General features: G+C 59.2%; 21 protein-coding genes and 1 other RNA gene. 16 read left to right on the forward strand and 6 right to left on the reverse strand.

What is annotated here, in order from left to right; translation table 11 throughout:
- Window positions 1-12: 12 nt before the first annotated feature.
- Together ffs and Q1A34_RS10320 are read right to left on the reverse strand one after the other, a co-directional pair.
- An RNA gene (ffs, locus tag Q1A34_RS10315) (signal recognition particle sRNA small type) lies at window positions 13-111 on the reverse strand.
- Between the two features lie 5 nt (window positions 112-116).
- Window positions 117-2,078 carry a 5'-nucleotidase C-terminal domain-containing protein gene (locus Q1A34_RS10320; protein WP_300033521.1) on the reverse strand — a complete coding sequence of 654 codons (1,962 nt, stop codon included), beginning with the start codon at window positions 2,076-2,078 and terminating at the stop codon, window positions 117-119.
- A 99-nt stretch (window positions 2,079-2,177) separates the two neighbouring features.
- On the opposite strand from Q1A34_RS10320, the gene nudC reads away from it, so the two are divergent.
- Both nudC and Q1A34_RS10330 read left to right on the forward strand, forming a co-directional pair.
- Window positions 2,178-3,146, forward strand: a complete 969-nt coding sequence (gene nudC, locus Q1A34_RS10325) for an NAD(+) diphosphatase (RefSeq protein ID WP_300033522.1) — start codon at window positions 2,178-2,180, stop codon at window positions 3,144-3,146.
- Between the two features lie 37 nt (window positions 3,147-3,183).
- Window positions 3,184-3,663, forward strand: coding sequence for an SRPBCC family protein (locus Q1A34_RS10330; RefSeq protein ID WP_300033523.1), 480 nt, complete (start codon window positions 3,184-3,186; stop codon window positions 3,661-3,663).
- A gap of 9 nt (window positions 3,664-3,672) precedes the next feature.
- Here Q1A34_RS10330 and Q1A34_RS10335 read toward each other — a convergent pair whose 3' ends face one another.
- The gene (locus Q1A34_RS10335; protein ID WP_300033524.1) at window positions 3,673-4,518 is read right to left on the reverse strand and encodes a prephenate dehydratase; all 846 of its coding nucleotides are present in this window, start codon (window positions 4,516-4,518) and stop codon (window positions 3,673-3,675) included.
- Between the two features lie 121 nt (window positions 4,519-4,639).
- Here Q1A34_RS10335 and Q1A34_RS10340 point away from each other — a divergent pair, with 121 nt between their 5' ends.
- The 5 genes from Q1A34_RS10340 (at window position 4,640) to Q1A34_RS10360 (ending at window position 11,034) form a co-directional block, all read left to right on the forward strand.
- Window positions 4,640-5,143: a cytochrome c family protein gene (locus tag Q1A34_RS10340; protein WP_300034113.1), complete on the forward strand. Its 504-nt coding sequence runs from the start codon at window positions 4,640-4,642 to the stop codon at window positions 5,141-5,143.
- Window positions 5,144-5,452: 309 nt separating this feature from the next.
- A complete protein-coding gene (locus Q1A34_RS10345) occupies window positions 5,453-7,258 on the forward strand; it encodes an extracellular solute-binding protein (RefSeq protein WP_300034115.1) in 1,806 nt (601 codons plus the stop codon).
- A gap of 4 nt (window positions 7,259-7,262) precedes the next feature.
- Window positions 7,263-8,351 (forward strand): microcin C ABC transporter permease YejB, encoded by a 1,089-nt coding sequence (locus tag Q1A34_RS10350; protein ID WP_300033525.1) that lies wholly within the window; start codon window positions 7,263-7,265, stop codon window positions 8,349-8,351.
- On the forward strand, window positions 8,351-9,457 hold the full coding sequence (locus tag Q1A34_RS10355; RefSeq protein WP_300033526.1) for an ABC transporter permease: 1,107 nt from the start codon (window positions 8,351-8,353) through the stop codon (window positions 9,455-9,457). The genes Q1A34_RS10350 and Q1A34_RS10355 overlap by 1 nt, the downstream gene beginning before the upstream one ends.
- Complete coding sequence (locus Q1A34_RS10360) at window positions 9,454-11,034, forward strand: ABC transporter ATP-binding protein (RefSeq protein WP_300033527.1); 1,581 nt, start codon at window positions 9,454-9,456, stop codon at window positions 11,032-11,034. The genes Q1A34_RS10355 and Q1A34_RS10360 overlap by 4 nt, the downstream gene beginning before the upstream one ends.
- Before the next feature lie 4 nt (window positions 11,035-11,038).
- Here the strand turns inward: Q1A34_RS10360 and hemN are convergent, their stop codons facing one another.
- Entirely contained in the window at window positions 11,039-12,394 is a 1,356-nt protein-coding gene (gene hemN, locus Q1A34_RS10365) for an oxygen-independent coproporphyrinogen III oxidase (protein WP_300033528.1), read from the reverse strand.
- Window positions 12,395-12,457: 63 nt separating this feature from the next.
- Here hemN and fnrL point away from each other — a divergent pair, with 63 nt between their 5' ends.
- On the forward strand, window positions 12,458-13,201 hold the full coding sequence (fnrL, locus tag Q1A34_RS10370) for a transcriptional regulator FnrL (protein ID WP_300033529.1): 744 nt from the start codon (window positions 12,458-12,460) through the stop codon (window positions 13,199-13,201).
- 24 nt (window positions 13,202-13,225) lie between these two features.
- Here the strand turns inward: fnrL and Q1A34_RS10375 are convergent, their stop codons facing one another.
- Window positions 13,226-14,065 carry a universal stress protein gene (locus tag Q1A34_RS10375; protein ID WP_300033530.1) on the reverse strand — a complete coding sequence of 280 codons (840 nt, stop codon included), beginning with the start codon at window positions 14,063-14,065 and terminating at the stop codon, window positions 13,226-13,228.
- Window positions 14,066-14,272: 207 nt separating this feature from the next.
- Here Q1A34_RS10375 and ccoN point away from each other — a divergent pair, with 207 nt between their 5' ends.
- Genes ccoN through ccoS form a run of 8 tightly spaced genes read left to right on the forward strand, consistent with a single transcriptional unit; the run spans window position 14,273 to window position 21,995 of the window.
- Window positions 14,273-15,886, forward strand: a complete 1,614-nt coding sequence (gene ccoN, locus Q1A34_RS10380; protein ID WP_300033531.1) for a cytochrome-c oxidase, cbb3-type subunit I — start codon at window positions 14,273-14,275, stop codon at window positions 15,884-15,886.
- A gap of 12 nt (window positions 15,887-15,898) precedes the next feature.
- The gene (gene ccoO / locus Q1A34_RS10385) at window positions 15,899-16,624 is read left to right on the forward strand and encodes a cytochrome-c oxidase, cbb3-type subunit II (RefSeq protein ID WP_300033532.1); all 726 of its coding nucleotides are present in this window, start codon (window positions 15,899-15,901) and stop codon (window positions 16,622-16,624) included.
- Between the two features lie 11 nt (window positions 16,625-16,635).
- Window positions 16,636-16,821 carry a cbb3-type cytochrome c oxidase subunit 3 gene (locus Q1A34_RS10390; RefSeq protein ID WP_300033533.1) on the forward strand — a complete coding sequence of 62 codons (186 nt, stop codon included), beginning with the start codon at window positions 16,636-16,638 and terminating at the stop codon, window positions 16,819-16,821.
- Window positions 16,818-17,684: a cytochrome-c oxidase, cbb3-type subunit III gene (ccoP, locus tag Q1A34_RS10395; RefSeq protein WP_300033534.1), complete on the forward strand. Its 867-nt coding sequence runs from the start codon at window positions 16,818-16,820 to the stop codon at window positions 17,682-17,684. Before Q1A34_RS10390 ends, ccoP begins: the two co-directional genes overlap by 4 nt.
- Window positions 17,685-17,726: 42 nt before the next feature.
- Window positions 17,727-19,160: a cytochrome c oxidase accessory protein CcoG gene (gene ccoG / locus Q1A34_RS10400; RefSeq protein ID WP_300033535.1), complete on the forward strand. Its 1,434-nt coding sequence runs from the start codon at window positions 17,727-17,729 to the stop codon at window positions 19,158-19,160.
- Window positions 19,157-19,621: a FixH family protein gene (locus Q1A34_RS10405; protein WP_300033536.1), complete on the forward strand. Its 465-nt coding sequence runs from the start codon at window positions 19,157-19,159 to the stop codon at window positions 19,619-19,621. Before ccoG ends, Q1A34_RS10405 begins: the two co-directional genes overlap by 4 nt.
- The gene (locus tag Q1A34_RS10410) at window positions 19,618-21,807 is read left to right on the forward strand and encodes a heavy metal translocating P-type ATPase (RefSeq protein WP_300033537.1); all 2,190 of its coding nucleotides are present in this window, start codon (window positions 19,618-19,620) and stop codon (window positions 21,805-21,807) included. The genes Q1A34_RS10405 and Q1A34_RS10410 overlap by 4 nt, the downstream gene beginning before the upstream one ends.
- Entirely contained in the window at window positions 21,804-21,995 is a 192-nt protein-coding gene (ccoS, locus tag Q1A34_RS10415) for a cbb3-type cytochrome oxidase assembly protein CcoS (protein ID WP_300033538.1), read from the forward strand. The genes Q1A34_RS10410 and ccoS overlap by 4 nt, the downstream gene beginning before the upstream one ends.
- Here ccoS and Q1A34_RS10420 read toward each other — a convergent pair.
- On the reverse strand, window positions 21,967-23,469 hold the full coding sequence (locus Q1A34_RS10420; protein WP_300033539.1) for a D-alanyl-D-alanine carboxypeptidase family protein: 1,503 nt from the start codon (window positions 23,467-23,469) through the stop codon (window positions 21,967-21,969). The two genes, ccoS and Q1A34_RS10420, sit on opposite strands and share 29 nt — an antisense overlap.
- Window positions 23,470-23,542 lie beyond the last annotated feature (73 nt).

The raw sequence follows: 23,542 nt of genomic DNA on the forward strand, positions 1-23,542 counted from the left end.
GGCAGGAGAAGCTGGTGAGAGGCTGGACAACGACCCAAGCGGGGCTCGTTACGGCTGCTTCCTTCCGGACCTGACCGGGTTGGCGAGGCGCTCGCCCGCGCCAACCTCTCGACTGATCATATATGTAAGGGACCGGTCCGACGCAAGCCCGGGTGTGACAGGTGCAGGCGCACCTGCGCAAAGCCCTCAGGGGACAATCCGCAATTTTCGGGCGACAGAGCCGAAATCTCTTCCAGATGCTGAAGCGCGTCCGGCGCCGTCAGCAGAATGGCCGAACAGGCCGTGGCACAGCGGAACCGCCAGGGCCGGGTCTCGCGCACTTGCCGGCAGTCCGGTTTTCTGAGGTATTCCACAAGTCCCTCGTCCATCGGAGCATGGCCGCGGAAGGCAATATCCTCATCTGCGAATGGTTTCAGCGCACCCCCGCCGCCTGTCCGGTGATCTGTTGTCGCCACCAGGAATTCCTGGTCAGGCTCGAGCGGCTCGCCCTGCCATCTGACCCTGCTGATCCTGCCCGGCCCGTCATAAAGGCGCCGGCCCGATGGGTCATAAGCGGGTGGTTTCGACGGGTCGATGTCGTAGGTCAGGCCGTAAATCGAATCGAACCTGAACCCCGGGATGTTTACGTCGATGAGGGGCTGATCAGGGTTTTCCGGCGTCAGTGTGCTGAAAATCAGAGCAGAGCGTTCCAGCCAGTCTATCACCCGTGCGCCCCGCGTCCGGACGGCCCAGATCTGGTTGGCATAGGGTGTCAGCCCGGCGATATGACGGCGCATGAGCGGTCCACTCGACAGGCTGATGAAATTGCCCGGCCCGTCAAAGCCACCGGTTGCCGAGGTCGAACCGACGGAAAGCAGTGGCAGGTCAGCAAGCTCGGTCCCTTCGACGGCCCGTGATATCACCTGGTGTTTGGCCGCAGCGATCAGCGACGGCACCGGGCTGGGATGTGCCAGGGCAAAGTAACTGTTCATCGGTGCTGCCAGGTGCCCGACGGGTTCGTTCAGGTGCAGTCTGGTCGCATTGTGCACCGGCGTGATGAGCGACACGACATCCGGATCAGGGGCGTCCACAGGGTCCGCCTGCAGCAGTCGGCTGCTGCCTGCGGTGACGGCCCACTGAGAGTTTGGTTTCATGGACAGTTCAAGGTCAATGCGCCCCAGATGGGACCCCGACGCCCCGGGCATGACGACCGGCGTGTCGCCGATCATTCCTGCTGTGTGGTCGACGCCAGGGATTGTCGCATGATCCGGTCCCGGAAACCTCAGGTGCGTGTGACCCCCGATCACGGCATCGACGCCCGGCAACTGTGCGACGGCTTCCAGCTGGTTCTGAGCCTTGGGGCCTTCGTCGTAGAGGGCGATGCCCATGTGAGCAAGTACGACAACGACATCTGCCCCCTCTGCGCGCAGCGCTGCCACTTCCGCCTCCAGCGCAGAAAGCGGATCACTGATTTCTGCTCTGTCTGTGAGATGATGACGGTTCCAGTTGATTGTCTGTGCCGGAATAACGGATGTGACCCCGATGCGCAGCGGCAGCACCGCGTCACCGCGACGGATGCCGCGCCGGATCAGAACTGACTTTTGCAGCATCGGCAACGCAGGGCATGTGGTATTGGCCGCCAGAACCGGCATGTTGAAACCGGACAGCGCCTGGCACAGGGCCGCGAGTCCATAGTCGAAATCATGATTGCCCAGACCGACAGCATCATATTCCAGCAGGTTCATACAGGCCGCCATTGGGTGTATTTCACCACCACAGTGTTCGGTCACATAGCCTGCCAGCGGGGTGCCCTGAAGGGTGTCGCCGTTGTCAAACAGCAGACACTGACGGCCTTCTGTTACGGCGTTTTCCTTTTCCCGCCGGATAACGGGCGCCAGACGTGAAAGGCTGGAACCGCCCCGCGATGCGTCGCGGGCATAATCAAAGTCAGTCAGCTGCATGTGCAGATCACTGGTGGCGAGCACCGTGATCCGGGCTTTTTGCCGGGCAGCGGGAGAGGAACGGCGGGCGGATATTGCGGTAACCTCCTGATACAGAGCGAGAACAACCGAAGGATGAGTTGTATGAAGTGAGATCATGCGATGGTTGGAATGTCCAGTGCAGCTGCCCAATTTTCCTTTTGTACTTAACGGCGGAAACGGGGCATGTAGCAGTGCGGACCAAAACCGGGGATACCTATGAAAATTGCAGAAACTGTTACGTTTGGTGGCTCATCTCTTGACCGTGCCGGAGAGCTCCGCAACGACGCAGGTGCTCTTGAGGCTGCCGCATCTGACCCGTCGGCCCGCGCTGTGGTTTTCTGGCGCGGCAAGCCGCTGGTCGACACGACGCGGCCGGCGCAGCTGGCCAGGTTGCCGATGGATCACCCGGTCACCCGTCTGGCGCGCAGCGCGCCGGTGTTTCTGGGCCGCGAGGATGGTGCGGCGCGTTTTGCGTTTGATATTTCTGAATGGGAGCCGGAAGGGTTGGAGCCGGATCAGCTGGGCGGGTTTCTCGACCCGACAGAGCAACGCCATCCCGATCTCTCCGAGCACGTGGTCTTTGCCGAACTGCGCCGGGTTATGACCTGGCTCACGCCGCGCGATGCGGAACTGGCTGCGACCGGCAAAGCCATCCTGGGCTGGCACGAGACACATCGTTTTTGCGCCAAATGCGGCGCCGCCTCGGAGCCCGCGCAGGGCGGCTGGCAGCGGCGTTGTGTCAGCTGCAATGCCTCCCACTTTCCCCGAACGGACCCGGTTGTGATCATGCTGATCACCCATGGGAATTCGGTTCTTATGGGCAGATCACCGGGTTGGCCGGAAGGGATGTATTCTTTGCTCGCGGGGTTTGTCGAACCCGGAGAAACACTGGAGGCGGCAGTGCGTCGGGAGGTTTTCGAGGAAACAGGCGTGCACGTCGGATCTGTGGGCTATCTTGCCAGCCAGCCCTGGCCGTTTCCGGCGTCTTTGATGTTCGGCTGTTCCGGTATCGCGACCAGCACGGACATCACGATAGATCCCGTGGAAATTGAAGACGCAATGTGGGTCAGCCGGGAGGAAATGATGCAGGCTTTTGCGGGCGATCATCCGTTTATGCTGCCGGCGCGCAAAGGGGCTATTGCACATTTCCTGCTGGAAAACTGGCTTGCGGACCGGCTGGAATGACCTGACACTGGGCACGTGAACTCCACAGGGCCCGGCAATGAAGATTTCGACGCAGGAAAATATCGCAGCTCCCGCCGGGGCGGTTTTTGATATGCTGTGCGAGTTCAGCACCTTTGAAAAAGCGGCCGAAGCCAGAGGGGCAACAGTAGAACGTACCGACAGCCTCCCGGAGCCGGGCACTGGCATGACCTGGAAAACCCGGTTTGTATTGCGTGGACGTCCCAGAGAGATGGAACTGGCAATTGTCGGGTTTTCCCGTCCGCACGATCTGGTTTTCAGCATAACATCGCCCGGGCTGACCGGGCAGGTCACTTTCGAACTCGACGCCCTGACGCCTGACACGACCAGGATGACGGCGGGGGTTGATCTGCGAGCGCAAACCCTGCCGGCGCGCCTGCTGGTTCAGTCTCTCAAACTGAACAAAAACTCACTGACTGCGAAGTATCAGCAACGCGTTGCCGAACATGTCCGGGGCATGGAGGAGCGGTATGCCCAAAGCCTCGCAGGCGGGGCATAGGGCGCAGCTTCAGGTGCGGGCGTCCTGTGCCGGATATACCCCCAGCACCTCGATCATGTTGGTGAAGTATTCCAGTTCTTCCATGGCGCGCCGGACGGCGGGGTCCTCGGGATGTCCTTCGATATCGGCGTAGAACTGGGTCGCGGTGAATGACCCGCCGACCATATAGCTTTCCAGCTTGGTCATGTTCACACCGTTTGTCGCAAACCCGCCCATGGCTTTGTAAAGAGCTGCGGGAATGTTGCGGACCTCAAAGACAAAACTGGTGATCATGCCATGGTCGCCGCGACGCGAGTAATCAGCCTCCGGCGACATCAGCAGAAAGCGGGTTGTGTTGTTCCCCTCGTCCTCGATGTGCCGGGCCAGAACATCCAGACCATAAATTTCGCCCGCCAGTTCACTGGCCAGAGCCGCAACGGACGGATCACCTGCAAGGGCCACCTCTTTGGCAGATCCGGCGGTATCTGCACCGGTGATCCGGCTGATGCCATGTTGTGCGAGAAATTTCCGGCACTGTCCGAGCAGCACAGTATGGCTTTTCGCGCTCCTGATGTGATCCATCGGCGTGCCCGGGACGGCCAGCAGGTTGATATGGACCCGGACAAACGCTTCTTCGATGATGTGCAGACCAGAGCGGGGCAGCAGCGAATGGATATCCGCAACTCTGCCATAGGTGGTGTTTTCCACGGGCAGCATCGCCAGTTCCGCGTCGCCTTTGCGCACAGCCTCAATGGCATCCTCGAAAGTGCGGCAGGGCACCGGCGTCATATCCGGCCGGGCGCTCCGGCAGGCCTCATGGCTGTAAGCGCCAGGCTCGCCCTGAAAGGCTACGCGGGCGGGTGCATCGGCGGTCATGGGGTCGTCCTTAAGCAAAATCTTCTGAATATGGTCGTTTCGTCGCGGTAAGTACACCTTGCCACGGACAAGGGGAAGCAATAGATACCGCTCCAAAGATAAAGCAATGGATGTGAATGCAATGCTCGACACAATGACTTTCACCAAAGCGGCCGGCGGCGTTTGCGGCGCTCTGCTTGTGTTTCTTCTGGGCAAGTGGGCCGCTGAGGAACTGTATCATGTCGATGGACACGGCGAGGCAGCCTATGTCATCGAAGTTGAAAGTGGCGAGGACGTAGCCGAGGTCGAGGAAGTAGATTTCGCGACAGTGCTGGCATCTGCGAGCGTCGAGGATGGCGCAAAGGTTTTCCGCAAATGTTCTGCCTGCCACAAGCTGGAAGATGGCGCCAATGGAACCGGCCCGCACCTGTATGGTGTTGTTGGACGTGACAAAGGCGGTGTCGATGGGTTTGCCTACTCTGACACGCTGGCATCCATGGACGGAGACTGGTCGGTTGAAAATCTGAACGGTTTTCTGGAGCGTCCGTCGGCCTATGCTGCCGGCACATCCATGAGCTTTGCCGGACTGAAAAAGGTTGAGGACCGGGCAGACGTGATTGCCTATCTCGACAGTCTCGACGACTGATCTTAACCCCGTGTTAACCAAAATGGCCGCTTGCTGTATCGCAGGCGGCCTTTTTTGTTGGCTTTCGGGGCGTTGGCGGCCGGGATCACGTTTTCGCAACTTGTATCTTGGCCTGCGCCCGCTTTAGCTTACATCTGAGCAGATGTGCCGGAGAAACCGGTCCGAGACAGGAGGAACTTCCAGATGAATGCCGCACAGAGCCGCGCGACAGCTGTAAAAACCGGGGTATCGAACCTGACTGCAGGTTTTGGTTTTCTGACGCTTCTCTTTGCACTTCTCTGGTCAGGCGCGGCAAAATCCCAGGACAACATGGTCGTCAGCCATGGCTATTCTTTCTATGGCGATCTGACATATCCGGCAGACTACACGCATTTTGACTATGTGAACCCCGAGGCACCCAAAGGCGGCGAAATCGCATTGAGTGTCGTGGGGACATTCGACTCGATGCATCCCTACACGCGCAAAGGCCGCGCCGGCGCATTGTCCAGCATCATGTACGAGAGCCTGCTGGGGGACGGTACCGGCGGCGCCTCGGCTCCTGCAGATGTCTACGGAGAATCCTATTGCCTGCTGTGTGAGCGGATTGAGTACCCTGAAACCAAAGACTGGGTCATCTTCTACATGCGGCCCGAGGCGCGCTTCTCGGACGGATCGCCCGTTACCGCGCATGACATTGCCTTCAGCCATAACCTGTTGCTGGATGAAGGGCTGAAATCCTATGCGGACGCGGTGCGCAAACGAATTCCCAAAGTCGAAGTCATCGATGACCACACCATCAAATTCTACTTTACCGGAGGTATCTCCCGCCGCAGCCTGATTGATCAGGTTGGCTTTGTCCCTGCATGGTCGAAAAAGTGGTACGAGGATACAGGCTTTGGCCTGGATGAGAGCCGCCTCGAAGTATCGCCGGGATCCGGTCCTTACATGATTGATTCCGTCGATGTGAACCGGCGCATCGTCTATCGCCGCAACCTTGATTACTGGGCAAATGACCTGCCGTTCAACGTGGGTCGAAATAACTTTGATGAAATCCGCATCGAGTATTTCGGCGATGACACTGCCGCTTTTGAGGCCTTTAAAGCGGGGGAGTACACATTCCGCACCGAGGGCGATTCAAAGAAATGGGCCACTGGTTATGACTTCCCGAAAAAGCGTGAAGGTCTTGTGGTTACCAAAGAACTGCCAGACGGATCACCGCCCACACCCTCGGGTATTGTGTTCAATCTCGGACGCGAAAACCTGAGTGACCGCCGTGTTCGGGAGGCTCTTTCGCTCGCGTTTAACTTTGAGTGGACGAACGAAAGCCTGCAGTACGGCCTGTTCAGGCAACGCGCTTCGTTTACGCAGGACACACCTTTGATGGCGAGCGGTCTGCCCGAAGGCGCAGAGCTCGCGTTTTTGCAGTCGCTCGGCGATCTTGTACCGCCTGAAATGCTGAGCGAGCCTGCGCTGGAGCCGCACACATCGCGGGCAGAGCGCCTGCTGGACAGGCGCAACGCACGCGCGGCCATGCGCCTTCTGGATGAGGCCGGATGGGGCGTCGGCGACGACGGGATACGGCGCAACGCATCCGGCGATACGCTTAAGCTCAACTTCCTGTTTAACAGTGCAACCTCTCCGACACTCAGCGCTGTGATGGAAAACTTTGTGGCTAACGTCAAAACACTGGGCATCGACATCACCTTTGAGAAGGTGGACGCGGCCCAGTATACGACCCGCGAGCGCGACCGTGATTATGATCTTGTCTTTGACTCTTATGGCGCATTTCTGGGAACCGGCACTGGTCTGATGCAGCGCTACGGCTCCGAGGCGGCGGCCTTCAGCCTGTTTAACCCTGCGGGCCTCGCAAGTCCGCTGGTGGATGAAATCATCGAGCGATCCCTGAACGCGCAGAACCGGGAAGAGGAGCAGGCTTCTCTGACTGCGCTCGACCGGGCACTGCGATACGAACGCATCATGATCCCTGTCTGGTACAACCCAAGCCACTGGGTCGCATATTACGACCAGTATGAGCACCCGGAGGAAATCCCCGCCTTCTCTCTCGGGGGGCTGGATTTCTGGTGGTACAATGAGGAAAAGGCGGAAGCCCTGCGCGCTGCAGGAGCTCTGAGGTAAGCGCATGGGCGCCTATATTGTCAGAAGGCTGCTGCTGATCATCCCAACGCTGCTGGGGATCATGCTGATCAACTTTGCCCTGGTGCAGTTCGTGCCTGGTGGGCCGGTTGAGCAGGCCATTGCCCGCATTCAGGGCGGTGGCGACGTTTTCGAGGGATTTTCAGGAACAAACAACGATGCGGGTGCCGAGGATCTGAGCACAAATGATTCTCAGTACATCGGTGCGCGGGGTCTGCCGCCGGAGTTCATCGCAGAGCTTGAAGCTGAATTCGGGTTCGACAAACCACCGGTCGAGCGGTTTCTGAACATGATCTGGAACTACATGCGGTTCGATTTCGGAGAGAGCTATTTCCGATCAATTTCGGTTATTGATCTGATCAAGGAAAAGCTGCCTGTCTCGATCACGCTCGGGCTCTGGTCAACGCTGATCGCATATCTGGTGTCTATTCCGCTGGGGATACGCAAGGCTGTGCGGGACGGATCGCGTTTTGATACCTGGACGTCCGGGGCCATCATTGCGGCCTATGCGATCCCGGGGTTTCTCTTTGCGATCCTCTTGCTGGTGCTCTTTGCCGGTGGGTCCTACTGGCAGATTTTCCCGCTGCGCGGCCTGACCAGCGATAACTTTGACGAGTTATCGACGCTGGGCAAGGTCGCCGACTATTTCTGGCACATCACGCTGCCCGTACTGGCCTCAACTATTTCTGCGTTTGCAACGCTGACGCTGCTGACCAAAAACAGCTTTCTGGATGAGATCAAGAAACACTACGTCATGACCGCCCGCGCTAAAGGACTGTCAGAATCCAGAGTGCTGTATGGCCATGTGTTCCGCAACGCGATGCTGATCGTTATCGCTGGCTTCCCGGCTGTCTTCATCGGTGTTTTCTTCGGCGGGTCCCTGATCATCGAAACGATCTTCAGCCTCGACGGCCTGGGCCGGCTGGGGTTTGAAGCGGCGGTTGCGCGGGACTATCCGATCGTCTTTGGGACACTTTTCATCTTTGGCCTGATTGGTCTGATCGTGGGTATCCTGTCTGATCTGATGTATGTGCTTGTTGATCCGCGCATTGATTTTGAGCGGAGAGAAGGCTGATGGCATTGTCTCCGCTGAACCAGCGCCGCTGGCGCAACTTTACCCGCAACCGGCGGGCTTACTGGTCGCTGTGGATTTTTACAGTGCTGTTTGGATTGTCGCTTTTTGCAGAGTTCATTGCCTACGACAAACCGATCCTGGTGCAGTATCGAGGCGAGTACTACACGCCGATATGGCAGTTCTATCCCGAAACAGCCTTTGGCGGGGATTTCCAGACCGAAGCCGTTTACCGTGATCCTGAGGTGAAATGCCTGATCGCAACAGGCGGGTTGGATCTGTGTTTCGACGACCCCGAGGGCTACATCGAGGATGCAGAAGACGGGGTCATTGAGGGCGAAGCCATCGAGAAGGGCTGGGCAATCTGGCCGCTGGTGCCTTACTCATATGACACTGCCGTGGACCGGCCTGGTGCCGCACCCCTGCCACCAAATGGCGAGAACCTTCTGGGGACCGATGGCACCAAACGTGACGTGCTGGCACGGGTCATCCATGGCTTCCGCCTGTCTATCTTCTTCACCCTCGTGGTGACGGGGCTGTCCAGTCTGATCGGGATCATTGCGGGGGCCGTACAGGGCTTTTTCGGCGGGAAAACAGACCTTATTTTTCAACGGATCATCGAGATCTGGTCCTCCACGCCGTCGCTTTATGTCATCATCATCATGTTCGCCATTCTGGGGCGAAGTTTCTGGTTGCTGGTCATATTACTGGTGCTGTTCAGCTGGACATCTCTGGTGGGCGTGGTGCGCGCCGAGTTCCTGCGCGCGCGCAATCTGGAATACGTCCGCGCGGCCCGTGCGCTGGGTGTCTCTAACGTCACGATCATGTTCCGCCATATGCTGCCCAACGCGATGGTCGCGATGCTGACAATGCTCCCGTTCATCATCACCGGCACGATTTCTACACTGGCAATCCTCGACTTTCTTGGCTTTGGTCTGCCATCATCCGCGCCCAGTCTGGGAGAGCTGACCCTTCAGGCAAAGCAGAACCTCCAGGCGCCCTGGCTTGCGTTCACGGCCTTTTTCACCTTCGCCATTATGCTGTCGCTGCTGGTGTTCATCTTCGAGGGTATCCGCGATGCCTTTGACCCCAGAAAGACCTTTTCATGAGTGCGCTGCTGGAGGTGAAAGACCTGCGCGTCGGGTTCCGTCAGGACGGCCAGATCACCGAGGCCGTCAAAGGTGTGAGCTTTGCGGTAGAGCGTGGTGAGACCGTAGCACTGGTAGGTGAATCCGGCTCCGGAAAGTCGGTGTCTGCTCTGTCTACCGTGTCCCTGCTGGGGGACAGTGCGCAGGTGTCTGGCTCCGTGACCTATGACGGGCAGCAGATGATCGGCGCGGATGAAGCGCTGCTGCGCAAGGTACGTGGCAACGATATCAGCTTTATCTTTCAGGAGCCGATGACATCGCTCAATCCGCTGCACACGATCGAGAAACAACTCAGCGAAAGCATCGCCCTTCACCAGGGGCTGGCCGGTGCCGGGGCACGCGCGCGCATTCTTGAGCTGCTCGATCAGGTTGGTATCCAAGACGCCGAAACGCGTCTGACAAGCTATCCGCATCAACTCTCCGGCGGGCAGCGTCAGCGTGTGATGATTGCGATGGCACTTGCCAACAAGCCCGACGTGCTGATCGCAGATGAACCGACGACCGCCCTTGATGTTACGATCCAGGCGCAGATTCTGGATCTGCTCAAAGACCTCAAAGACAGGCTCGGCATGGGGCTTTTGTTCATTACGCATGATCTTGGGATTGTTCGGCGGATCGCCGACAGGGTCTGTGTCATGCAATACGGCGAGATCGTTGAAACCGGCCCCACGTCTGAAATATTTGATGCCCCCAGCCACCCATATACCAAAAAGCTGCTCAGCGCAGAGCCATCAGGGGCCCCGGCACCAGTACCGGATAACGCGGAGGTTATTGCGCAGACCGACAAGCTTAAAGTCTGGTTCCCGATCCAGGCAGGTCTGCTGCGCCGGACGGTTGGCCATGTAAAGGCTGTCAACGATGCCAGTCTGACGGTGCGCGCAGGCGAAACCATCGGCATCGTCGGGGAAAGCGGGTCCGGCAAAACAACCACCGCGCTTGCTATCATGCGTCTGATTTCCTCCGAAGGAGACATCATCTTTGACGGGCAGGACGTGCGCAAATGGTCAACACGCCAGCTGCGCAGTCTGCGCAAGGATCTGCAGATCGTATTCCAGGACCCGTTCGGCTCTCTCAGCCCACGAATGACCTGTGCTCAGATCATTTCAGAGGGTCTGTCCATTCACAACGTCGATCCGGACCGGGCCCCACGCGACCTGGTGCGGGAAGTCATGACCGAAGTTGGGCTGGACCCCGAAACCATGGATCGGTATCCGCATGAATTTTCCGGTGGTCAGAGGCAGCGTATTGCCATCGCGCGGGCGATGGTACTGCGACCGAAACTGCTGGTTCTGGACGAGCCGACTTCCGCGCTGGATATGACAGTTCAGGTGCAGATTGTGGATTTGTTGCGGCAACTGCAGCAACGCTATGGACTGGCCTATATCTTCATCAGCCACGATCTTCGGGTTGTGCGCGCGATGTCCCATCAGGTGATGGTGATGAAACGCGGGGATGTTGTCGAGGCGGGCCCGGTTGACCGGATATTTGACGCGCCCGAGCATGAATATACCCGCACACTCCTGAACGCCGCGACCTGATCCGTCAGATCGCCGAGGCGTGCGCCTGCTGGGAAACCTGATAGGCGTCAAAGTGCCTGGCGATGATGCGGGTAAGCGGGCGTGCGCCTTCTACAATTCGAAGGCCGCTTTCTGACCGTTTTACCGTATCGCCGAACGCGTGGGCTGCACTGTCCAGCAGGGTGCCGGCAAGCTTGCTCAGGTCAGGGAATGAATTTTCCAGCTCCCCGCTGCGCACTTCAAAATCGCACATCAATGCCTCTATGATGCGTGCGCGCAGCCTGTCCTCGTCTGTAAACATGTGGCCCCGCACGGTGCTGAAGTGACCCGCCCGGATTGAGGCCGTATGCGAAGAGGTTGCAGGCTGGTTCTGCGTGTAACCCTGAGGGAATCTCGAAATGGCAGAGGCACCCAGGCCCACCAGCGTTTCCGCCGGCTCGTCCGTGTATCCCTGGAAATTGCGCCGCAGAGTGCCGTTGCGCGCAGCAATCGCCAGGGTGTCATCGGGAAGTGCAAAATGATCAATGCCAATCTGTCTGTATCCGTCCCATTCGAAAAGCTGGCGGGCTGTGTCAAAGAGTGCAAGACGTTCTTTCGGTGCCGGCAGCGCGTCTGATGGGATCAGGGACTGGCGACGTGCCATCCATGGAACATGCGCATAGCCATAAAGCGCGACGCGGTCCGGGCTGAGCGTCAGGAGGCTCTGTACAGTTGCTGCGATGCGCGCGCGGTCCTGGTGTGGCAATCCAAACAGGATATCGGCATTCAGAGAGCGGATACCCGCAGCGCGCAGCATGTCAGCTGCGTCACGCGTTGCTTCAAATCCCTGTATCCTGCCGATCGTACGTTGCACATCGCCATCGAAATCCTGAACGCCGATCGACGCCCTGTTCATGCCCGCGCGGGCCAGGGAATCTACCCGTTGCTGATCAATCTCGTTCGGGTCCACCTCAACAGAGAATTCGGCCCCCGGCGAAAAGGGGGCGACCTGTGCGATTCGCTCCGCGAGCCCGGTAATCATGGACGGGCTCAGCAGAGTGGGCGTTCCGCCACCCCAGTGCATGCGACTGAGTGTAACACCCTCCGGCAGATGGCGGGCAAGCAGATCAAGCTCAGCTGCCAGCGTTTTCAGATATGCGGCGACAGGTCCGTCTTTGCGGGTGCCCTGCGTCCGGCAGGCGCAAAACCAGCAAAGTCTGCGGCAAAAGGGGATATGCAGGTAGAGAGAGATGCCGGATCCGGGCCTGATCTGAGACAGCCAGTTGGCCATTTGATCCGGCCCCACAGCCGCTGAAAACCGGGGTGCCGTAGGGTAACTGGTGTACCGGGGAACGCGGGCATCGAAAAGTCCAAGCTTTTCCATCTGTGAGTTCATATGCATACTGCACCCATAGGGTGTATTGTGTCAGTTCGCCTTGACACAGATCAAAACGGGAGCCTTTCGATGACGCAGATGACTGCGCCGGATTTCAAGGAGTGCAGTGATTGTCCGATACGGCATCGCGCGGTCTGCGCGCGGTGCGAAGCGGATGAGCTGGCGCGGCTGGAAGAGATCAAATACTACCGCAGTTTCAGCGCCGGGCAGACAATCATCTGGGCCGGTGACCAGATGCAGTTTGTGGCCTCTGTGGTGTCGGGTGTGGCGACACTGACGCAAACGATGGAGGACGGCCGCCGTCAGATGGTGGGTCTGCTTTTGCCTTCTGATTTCGTCGGCCGGCCCCGGCGTGAAAGGGCCAGCTATACAGTGACCGCCGCAAGCGATGTGGTCATGTGTTGTTTCCGCAGAAAACCGTTTGAACAGCTGATTGATACAACGCCGCATATTGCCCACCGCCTGCTGGAAATGACGCTGGATGAACTGGATGCAGCGCGGGAATGGATGCTGGTTCTGGGACGTAAAAACGCCCGCGAAAAGATTGCCAGCCTGCTGGCGATCATCGCGCGTCGCATTGCAGATCTCGATGACACCACAGACTACGAAGGTATCTCCTTTGATCTGATGCTGACACGTGAGGCGATGTCCGACTACCTGGGTCTGACACTGGAGACAGTCAGCCGCCAGATGTCCGCGCTGAAGAAAGATGGTGTGATCATTCTGGATGGCAAACGGCAGATCATCGTGCCCGATATGAGCCGTTTGCTTGAAGAGGCCGGAGACGACAGCGACGGTGGTCTGGTAGACTGACCACCGCCCGCGCCGCACTTTTTGTCAATGCATCATCAGCACCGGTACCCTGGCGTTTTCCAGCATGTAACGGGTAGCCCCCCCGAGAACTGCTTCGCGAAAACGCGAGTGTCCGTAACCGCCCATGACCAGCAACCCCGCGCCGGTTTCAAGAGCGTGCTGTGCCAGACGGTCGCTGACTTTGCCGCCGCTGCGGGACATGATCTGTATGTCACAATGCACTCCGTGGCGCGAAAGCCAGGTTGCCAGTGCGCCACCCGGATCGGAACGGTCCGTTCCATGCGCCGGCGGGTCGATGATCGCGATATGGACACTGGCAGCGGACTGCAGAACCGGCAGTGCTGCCCTGATGGCACGCAGGGCCTCGGGGCTTTCATTCCAGGCGATCATCACAGTTTCAGGGGTGGCAGGCGCTGTCGCTTTTGGGGGCACAACGCAGACCGGGCAGTGCGCATCGATAAGCAGTGCTTCCAGTACAGCACTGTCCTCGGATTGTACGTCTTCTCCGTAGGGCAGCGGCAATACAGCCATATCCGCAAAACGACCTGCATGCACAACGGCCCGGCCAGCGTCGCCAGCCATTGAAACGGCGTCAGAAATATCCCAGCGTACACCTGAGTTTTCCAGCACGGGCCGTGCAGCGCTCTGGATTTTTTCTGCCTTTTCGTGCGCCTGCTCAATTGCCGCATGCATCACCGTCGCGTTGACCCCCAACTGGTATTCTGCGGCGTGGGACCGGTCGAGGCCGAGGCATATCACCTCGAGGTGGGCGTCATATCCACGTGCAAGAACGATCGCATCCTCAAGCGCTGATGCTTCGATCCGGGGCGAAGTGAGAACTGTCAGAAGTGTTTTGAAAGCCATTGCGACATCCTTTCGATGCAGGCGGAGGCCGATTGTCAGCTTCCGCATCATTTATTGACGACGCACGCTAGCACGCAATTTCAAAGCACTTCTTGATGCAGATCAAAGCACCGCACTGCGCCGGCTGGCACTAAGGTGGCACAAGTATTTTCAGCGGACCTGCCAGGTGCGGCGGTCCGGTGTGCCAGATGGAAGGAAACCGGAGAAATGGAAACCGGAACAACTGACTACCTGAAGCTGGTGGTTCTGGGTCTCGTGACGCTGTTTGCAATGGTTGCAGCCAGCTATGCATGGGATCTGGCCTATCAGCTTCACATGGTAATTTTCATGGTGATCGGGGCAGGGCTTTTCCTGGTGACTGTGCGTGGGATTGATGAACCAAAAGCGGCCATACCGCAGAACGAGTACTTCGACTCGGTTGTGCGCGCAGGTGTCATTGCCACGGCGTTCTGGGGGGTCGTTGGCTTTCTCGTTGGCGTCGTTATCGCGTTCCAGTTGGCCTATCCCGGGCTCAACTTTGAATGGGCTGACGGCTACGCCAATTTCGGAAGGCTGCGGCCGCTGCACACATCGGCAGTAATTTTTGCCTTTGGTGGCAACGCGCTGATCGCGACTTCTTTTTTCGTGGTCCAGCGGACCTCCGCGGCGCGGCTCTGGGGGGGCAACCTGGGCTGGTTCGTCTTCTGGGGGTACCAGCTCTTTATTGTTCTGGCGGCGACCGGGTATGTTCTGGGCGGCACGCAGTCAAAGGAATATGCCGAGCCTGAATGGTACGTTGATATCTGGCTGACCATCGTCTGGGTCGCCTATCTCGCCTGTTTCCTCGGAACGATCGTGAAACGCCGCGAGCCGCATATCTATGTGGCCAACTGGTTCTTCCTTGCGTTTATCGTCACTGTGGCGCTGCTGCACATTATGAACAACCTCTCGGTCCCTGTCTCCATCTGGGGCAGCAAATCGGTACAGGTTTTCTCAGGTGTTCAGGATGCGATGGTCCAGTGGTGGTATGGCCACAACGCCGTCGGCTTTTTTCTGACGGCGGGTTTTCTGGGCATGATGTATTATTTCATTCCCAAACAGGCCGAGCGCCCGGTGTTCAGCTACAAACTCTCGATCATCCACTTCTGGGCGCTGATCTTTCTGTATATCTGGGCGGGGCCGCACCATCTGCACTACACAGCTCTGCCGGACTGGGCCTCAACCCTCGGTATGGTCTTCTCGATCATTCTGTGGATGCCCAGCTGGGGCGGTATGATCAATGGCCTGATGACGCTCCAGGGCGCATGGGACAAGCTGCGCACCGATCCGGTACTGCGGATGATGGTCACCAGCCTTGCCTTTTACGGCATGTCGACGTTCGAGGGGCCGATGATGTCGATCCGCTCGGTCAACTCGCTCAGCCACTATACCGACTGGACCATCGGGCACGTGCATTCGGGTGCACTGGGATGGAACGGTCTGGTCACATTCGGCGCACTTTACTACCTGGTGCCGGTCTTGTGGAAACGCGAACGGCTCTACAGCCTGCAACTGGTCAGCTGGCACTTCTGGCTCGCGACAATCGGTATCGTGCTCTACGCCGCATCCATGTGGGTGACCGGTATTATGGAAGGTCTGATGTGGCGAGAAGTCGACGCAAACGGCTTTCTGGTGAACAGCTTTGCCGACACCGTGAGCGCAAAGTTCCCGATGTATGTGGTGCGGGGCTTGGGTGGGGTAATGTTCCTCTCGGGCGCGCTGATCATGTGCTACAACCTCTGGATGACTGTGAGAGCCGCGCCCGCCAAAGACGCGCTGCCCACAGCCGTTCCAGCCGAATAAGGGGGGAGCAAAATGTCGATCCTTACCAAACACAAGTTCATCGAAACCAATGCAACCCTGCTTCTGGTGCTCAGCTTTCTGGTGGTCTCGGTCGGGGGGCTGGTGCAGATCGTGCCGCTTTTCTATCTGGAAAACACCATCGAGAAAGTTGAGGGCATGCGTCCTTACTCTCCGCTGGAGCTGACGGGGCGTGACATCTACATCCGCGAAGGATGCTATGTCTGCCACAGCCAGATGATCCGCCCCATGCGGGACGAGGTCGAACGCTACGGCCATTACTCTCTTGCGGCAGAGTCGATGTATGACCATCCGTTCCAGTGGGGCTCCAAGCGGACAGGGCCGGATCTGGCGCGTGTCGGTGGCCGGTATTCGGACGACTGGCACCTCGTGCACCTGCGCAACCCGCAGTCTGTCGTTCCGGAATCCATCATGCCGAAGTATGCGTTCCTCGAAGAAAAGCTGATCGAGCCCGAACACATCGAGGATCTGCTGGCCACACATGCTTTTGTTGGTGTGCCCTATACCGATGAAATGATCGAAGCGGCAGCTGCAGATTTCCGCGCCCAGGCGGATCCTGACAGCGACTACGACGACATGCTCGAACGCTACCCGGGTGCGCAGGTGCGCAACTTTGACGGGCAGCCCGGCATCTCGGAGGCGGACGCGATGATCGCCTATCTGCAGATGCTGGGCACGCTGGTCGATTTCTCGACCTTCACCCCTGATGCCAGCCGCTGAGGAGACGAATTATGGAAACCTATTCACTCCTGCGCGAATTCGCCGACAGCTGGATGCTTTTGCTGCTCTTCACGGTGTTTGTCGGCATGGCTTTCTGGGTGTTCCGCCCGGGCAGCCGCCCGCTGCACCGCGACACTGCAAACATGATTTTCCGAAATGACGAACGACCCGCTCCGGCTGAGGAGGCAGAGAAATGACCAAAGTACCCCCGAAACAAGAGGGCGATCCTGATACCACCGGCCACAGCTGGGACGGTATCGAGGAATTTGACAACCCGATGCCGCGCTGGTGGCTGTGGACATTCTACATCACCATCATCTGGGGGGTGGCCTATACAATCGCCTATCCGGCCTGGCCTCTGGTGTCGTCCGCAACGACCGGGATGCTCGGATACGCCACACGCGGCGAAGTCGCTGCCGAAATTGCGGCAGCCGAGGCAGCAAACGGACCCATCAATGCCCGTCTGGCCGCTTCAGAACTGACCGAAGTCGCGGCTGATGCGGATCTGAACGGGTATGCCGTTTCCGCGGGTGCTGCTGTCTACAGAACCTGGTGCACGCAGTGTCACGGGTCCGGTGCTGGCGGTGCTGTCGGCTATCCGAACCTTCTGGACAACGACTGGCTGTGGGGCGGGGATATTGAAAACATCTACCTAACCGTCGCGCATGGCATCCGGAATGAAGAGGACGATGACGCGCGGTATTCCGAGATGCCGGCATTCGGCGATATCCTCGAAGAAGAGGAAATCGCGCAGGTTGCAGGCTATGTGATGCAACTTTCCGGGGGCACACCACCCGACGCAGAAGCGGCAGCCGCCGGGGCAGAGCTCTATGCTGATAACTGCAGCTCCTGTCATGGCGAGGCAGGCCTGGGGAACCGCGATCTGGGTGCGCCGAACCTGGCGGACGCGATCTGGCTTTATGGCGGCGACTATGACACCCTGGTCGAGACTGTGACCTGGAGTCGCTATGGCGTTATGCCACCCTGGACCCAGCGTCTTTCTGAGGCAGAAATAAGGGCAGTGTCACTTTATGTGCACCAGCTGGGTGGCGGGGAATAGCCCGTGCCCGGCGGCCATGACCCGAGCCTCAAAGGATAATCCGTGACAGATCAAGTTCCTCCTCCTGGCCTTTACGCGGCGCGCGAACCTATTTTTCCGCGCCGCGTTTCCGGCAGGTTTCGCAATCTGAAATGGGTGATCATGGCGGTCACACTGGGCATCTACTATCTGGTGCCATGGATCAGATGGGACAGGGGCCCCGAGCTGCCAGATCAGGCGGTTTTGCTCGATCTGGCAAACCGCCGGTTTTACTTTTTCTGGATCGAAATCTGGAGCCATGAATTTTACTTTGTCGCGGGTCTGCTCATCATGGCGGGCCTTGGGCTCTTTTTGTTCACATCCGCCCTTGGTCGTGTCTGGTGTGGCTATTCCTGCCCGCAGACGGTCTGGACCGATCTTTTCATTCTGGTTGAGCGCTGGGTCGAGGGGGACCGCAATGCCCGTCTGCGCCTGCACCGGCAGGAGAAAATGGATTTCCGGAAACTGCGCCTGCGCCTGACCAAATGGTCGCTGTGGCTGCTGATCGCCATGGCCACGGGCGGGGCCTGGGTGTTTTACTTTGCGGATGCACCGACCCTGCTGGTTGATCTGTTTACCGGTCAGGCCGCAGCAGTCGCCTATATCACTGTCGCTGTTCTGACCGCGACAACATTCGTATTTGGTGGTTTCGCCCGCGAACAAATCTGCATCTATGCCTGCCCCTGGCCGCGCATCCAGGGTGCGATGATGGATGAAGATACCCTGACCGTTGCGTACCGCGAATGGCGGGGCGAGCCGCGCAAACACAGCGAGGCCGCGAAAACGGAGCCGATGGGCGATTGTATTGACTGCATGGCCTGCGTGAATGTCTGCCCCGTCGGCATCGACATCCGCGACGGCCAGCAGATGGAATGCATCACCTGTGCGCTCTGTATCGACGCCTGCGATGATGTGATGGAGCGGATAGGCAAGCCCCGCGGGTTGATCGACTATCTGGCACTGTCTGACGAGACAGCCGAGCGCGCAGGTGCGGCGCCGAGGCCTGTCTGGAAGCACGTCTTCCGCCCGCGTACGATCCTTTACACGGCACTGTGGAGTGCTGTGGGCATTGCTCTTGTGGTGGCGCTTTTTGTCCGTGCAGATATCGAAATGACAGTGGGCGCCGTGCGTAACCCGACATTCGTGACGCTGTCAGACGGATCCATCAGAAATACCTACGAAATCCGGCTGCGAAACAAGAACAACGACAACCGCCTCTTCCGTCTGAGTGTTGCCGGTGATCCCGCGGTCAGGATCGATCTGGAGGGCACCCCCTATGGATCTGTCGAAGTGCCTGCGGATACGTCGCTTTTGCAGCGGGTCTATGTGATTGCACCGCCGGGCTCTGCACCTGCGGGCGAAGAACGGGTTGATCTGCGGTTCTGGGTCGAAGATCTGACCAACGGGGACCGAGCATATAAAGACAGCAGTTTTATCGGAACGGGAGAGCGTCAATGACACGGGAACTGACCGGCCGTCACGTGGCCATTATTTTTTGCGCCGCCTTTACAGTGATCATCGCGGTGAACCTGACCCTGGCTTTCAGTGCGGTAAAGACGTTCCCGGGGCTGGAGGTCAGGAATTCCTATGTTGCCAGCCAGACCTTTGATGCTGACCGGGCCGCACAACAGTCTCTTGGCTGGACAGTGCGTGCAGACGCCTTTGGCGATGAGGTGGTTCTCTCAATCCGCGACGCGAATGGTGACCCGGTCGAGGTTACAATGATCAAAGCGGAGCTGGGGCGGGCGACCCATGTCCGTGATGACCAGCACCCGGACTTTACTTTTAACGGAGAGGCCTATGTCGCCAGGGCCAGGCTCGCGCCCGGCAACTGGAACATCCGGATGGTGGCCCAGGATGCCGCCGGAACCGAGTTCCGGCAACGCGTTGTGCTGCATGTGGCAGGTCAGAAATCATGAGCTACGCCGGGCAGCCAGCTGCAATGGGATGCCCGGGGTGTGTGGCCGCACCGGATACGCCGGAAATAGTGCTGCCGGATGCCAGGCTGATCCTGTCTCTTCCAACCATCCATTGTCAGGCCTGCATTGCCCGCGTCGAAGAGGCACTGAACGCGCATCCGGGGGTAAACGGGGCGCGTGTAAACCTGACGCGCAAGCGGGTGATGATCGACGCAGACCGTGATGTCACAGCCGAGGAGCTCGCCGGGCGGCTGCGCGCTGCGGGGTTTGAAGCATGGGAGCTGGATCCCGCCGCGCTGCAGGACACGCTGACCGGCAGCACGGGGCGCGATCTGCTGATGCGCATGGCTGTTGCCGGTTTCGCCGCCATGAACGTGATGCTTTTGTCGGTGGCGGTCTGGTCCGGTGCCACTGACGCGACGCGCGATCTGTTCCACTGGATTTCTGCCGCCATCACCCTGCCTGCACTTGGTTTCTCTGCGCAGCCGTTTTTTCGAAATGCATGGAGCGCGCTGCGTGCGGGCCGGCTGAACATGGATGTGCCGATCAGTCTGGCGATAGCACTGGCTGTTGCCACATCTCTCTGGGAGACCTGGTTGTCGGGCGAACACGCGTATTTTGACGCGGCGCTGACACTGACGTTTTTTCTGCTGGCGGGAAGATGGCTCGAAGCAAGAGCCCGGTCCGCCGCCCGATCCGCTGCTGAAGAACTGACGGCTCTGGAAGTCCCGCGGGCGTGGAAAATGGAGGGGGGCGAAGCTGTGCAAGTCGCCGTTGCGGAGCTGTCCCCCGGCGATGCTCTGCTCATCCGCCCGGGCGCTCGCGCGCCGGTGGACGGTCGTATTACGGCAGGTGTTTCTGAAGTCGACCGGTCAGCGCTGACTGGAGAGACCTTACCTGAAGTGCGCAGCCCGGGCCATCATATGAGCGCGGGTGAGCTCAACCTGACAGGGCCGTTGACCGTCGTGGCAACCGCCGTTGGCTCTGACACATCGTTGAACAGACTGGCAGCGCTGGTGGCCGTCGCCGAAAGCGGGCGGTCAAGATACACGTCGCTCGCAGACAGAGCCGCGCGGCTCTATGCGCCTGGCGTTCATATCCTGGCGGCGCTGTCTTTTGCAGGCTGGCTTGTCTGGTCGGGTGATATGCGCGTCGCGGCCAACATCGCGGCAGCGGTTCTCATTATCACCTGCCCCTGCGCGCTGGGGCTGGCGGTACCTGCGGTCACGACTGCTGCTTCGGGGCGTCTTTTCAGCCGGGGACTGCTCATCAAAAACGCCACCGCGCTGGAACGGCTGGCCGAGGCAGATACAGTTGTGTTCGACAAGACGGGCACGCTGACCTCTGGAAATCCGGTGCTGACAAACTGGAGCAGCCTTTCTGAGCGGGAGAAAGCAGCGGCTGTGCTGCTCGCGCGGGGGTCATCCCATCCTCTTTCTCTGGCCGTGATCGCAGCAGCGGAGGCCAACCCCGGGCAGTCTTTATCAGCCGAAGACCTGCGCGAAGTGCCCGGGTATGGCACAGAAGGTCTGATTGGCGGCGAGCCGGCGCGACTGGGCCGACCGGATTGGGTGGGAGCAGAAGCCAAAGGCGATGGGCTGTGTTCTGCATTGCAGGTCGGGGACGCACCCGCCGCGTTGCTCACGTTCGAGGACAGCCTGAGACCGGGCGCCGAAGAGCTGGTAAAGCGGCTGTTGTCGATGGGCCTGGAGGTTGCTTTGCTATCCGGGGACCGCAGTGAGGTCGCAGGCCGGACGGCCGCGGCACTTGGGATCTCGTCCTGGCGGGCGGGCGTTCTGCCTGAAGAAAAAGCGCAGTACATCAGAGACCTGAGAGATCGGGGGCACCGTGTTCTGATGGTAGGTGATGGTCTGAACGATACGGCAGCCCTTGCGGAGGCACATGTCTCTGTCAGTCCGGCGCAGGCGCTGGACGCGGCGCGGGCAGCGTCAGACATCGTTTTGCTGGGGCAGGATTTATCACCGGTGGCAGAGGCAATAGAAACCGCAGGACAAGCGACCAGACGCATACGCGAGAATTTCCGGATTGCGACGGTCTATAACGTGGTTGCTGTGCCGCTGGCGGTCGCGGGCATGGCAACACCACTCATTGCGGCACTTGCCATGTCGTTGTCGTCCCTGACAGTTTCGGTAAACGCGCTGAGAGTTGCGGGGAGGCGCAAATGAACGTTCTGGCTTACCTTATTCCGGTGTCACTGCTGCTTGGTGGGATCGGCCTTGCAGCGTTCGTTTTCACACTGAGAAGCAGCCAGTACGATGACCCCGAAGGCGACAGTCGCAGAATCCTTGGCGATACATGGGATGACAAACCAAGGCCCGAGACGGTCAGGAAGGACCGACCGTCTGACAGGTGATCTGGCGGGCTGAGAGACGTCGGCAGGCCAGGTCAGCGCTCTCTCGCGTCATGCCAAGGAAATTTGCATCGAAACCGGTGGATCGTCTGACAACCTTACGAAGTGTTCCGTCAAGTGTCGCCATTTCAGCCAGAGCCGTCGTCACAAGCGCGCGTTCCGCTCTGTGCTGCGTGGTAAACTGCCCGATGTTTACGCCCCACTGGTGACCACCCGACGTAGACAGGCGCGTGACCACTTCCGGTTCGGGCAAGACCACTGCTGCTTCTGTCTGCTCAGCTGGTTCCGGGCTGGTAACCGTTCCGGGGCGCAAAACCGGACGTGCCGAAAGGAAGGTATCTTTGGGTGCTGTATCAGCTTCTGGCGGTTTTGTGGCCTCCGTCGCCTGTGCGGCGATCAGTGCGGTCGTGGTATCCGTATCCAGCAGTCCGGCGGTGCTTGCTGCCGCAGAAGGCTGTACTGTCGCCGTCGGTGCATCTGCGTCCGAAAGAGCCGCCTCGATTGCCTCATCCGTACTGGGCACGGATATCAGCGGTGTCACTGCGGCCGCGTTTGGGCGTTTGGCGGGTCGCAGGCTGGAGGCCAGAATCGTATTGGGCCGGGCTGGCGCGACATTGTAGACAGGCAAAGCGGGCTTCTTCAGTCTCGCACGGCTTGGCGCACGTTTGAAACCCATGTCCAGAAGTTCAGCCACTCGGGCGTTCCTAGCGCTCGTTGATGTGCCGCCGAAAACGGTCGCAATTATGCGTTCCTTACCCCGCTCAGCAGAAGCAACAAGGTTGAACCCTGCGGCGCGTGTGTATCCGGTTTTGATACCATCTGCGCCGCGATAGGCCGCCAGCAGACGGCGGTTCGTGTTGGCGACATCGCGCACGCCGGCATGCGTGGAACGGCGGGAAAAGAGATTATAGTACTCCGGATAGTCATAGAGCATGTGACGCCCCATGATCGTCATGTCGCGGGCCGTGGACATGTGGCCGCGCTCCGTCAGGCCATGCGCATTCTTAAAGGTTGTCCGGGTCATGCCAAGCGCTTTGGCCGTGCGGTTCATCCGCCGCGCAAAAGCAGCCTCGGATCCCTCAAGCGCTTCACCGATTGCAGTTGCTGCGTCGTTCGCGGATTTCACCGCGGCTGCCCTGATCAGGTAGCGAAAGGAAATCTTCTGCCCCGCGCGCAACCCCAGTTTTGACGGCGGCTCTGATGCTGCGAAACGGGAAATCCGCACCTTGGTATCAAGGGAGATCTCACCGCGCTCCACGGCCTCGAACGCAATGTACAGCGTCATCATTTTTGTCAGGGAGGCGGGGTGCAGGCGGGTATCGGCGTTGCGCGAGTGCAGCACCTCGCCTGTGCGCGCATCCATCACCATCGCAGCATAGGGCGCCGCGGCGGCGCTGAGTGGGAGGATGACCAGCATCCACAAAGCTGCAAGTACAAATAGCCCGTAACGGGCCGGCCATATACGCCGAGCCTTCATGATCACTGCCTTTTCTGCCTCACGCCGCCGATTTTTTCGACTGGCTTTTATGTGTGCGAGGCTAACACAGGTT

The sequence above is a fragment of the uncultured Roseobacter sp. genome (assembly GCF_947491795.1).
Taxonomy (GTDB): Bacteria; Pseudomonadota; Alphaproteobacteria; order Rhodobacterales; family Rhodobacteraceae; genus Roseobacter.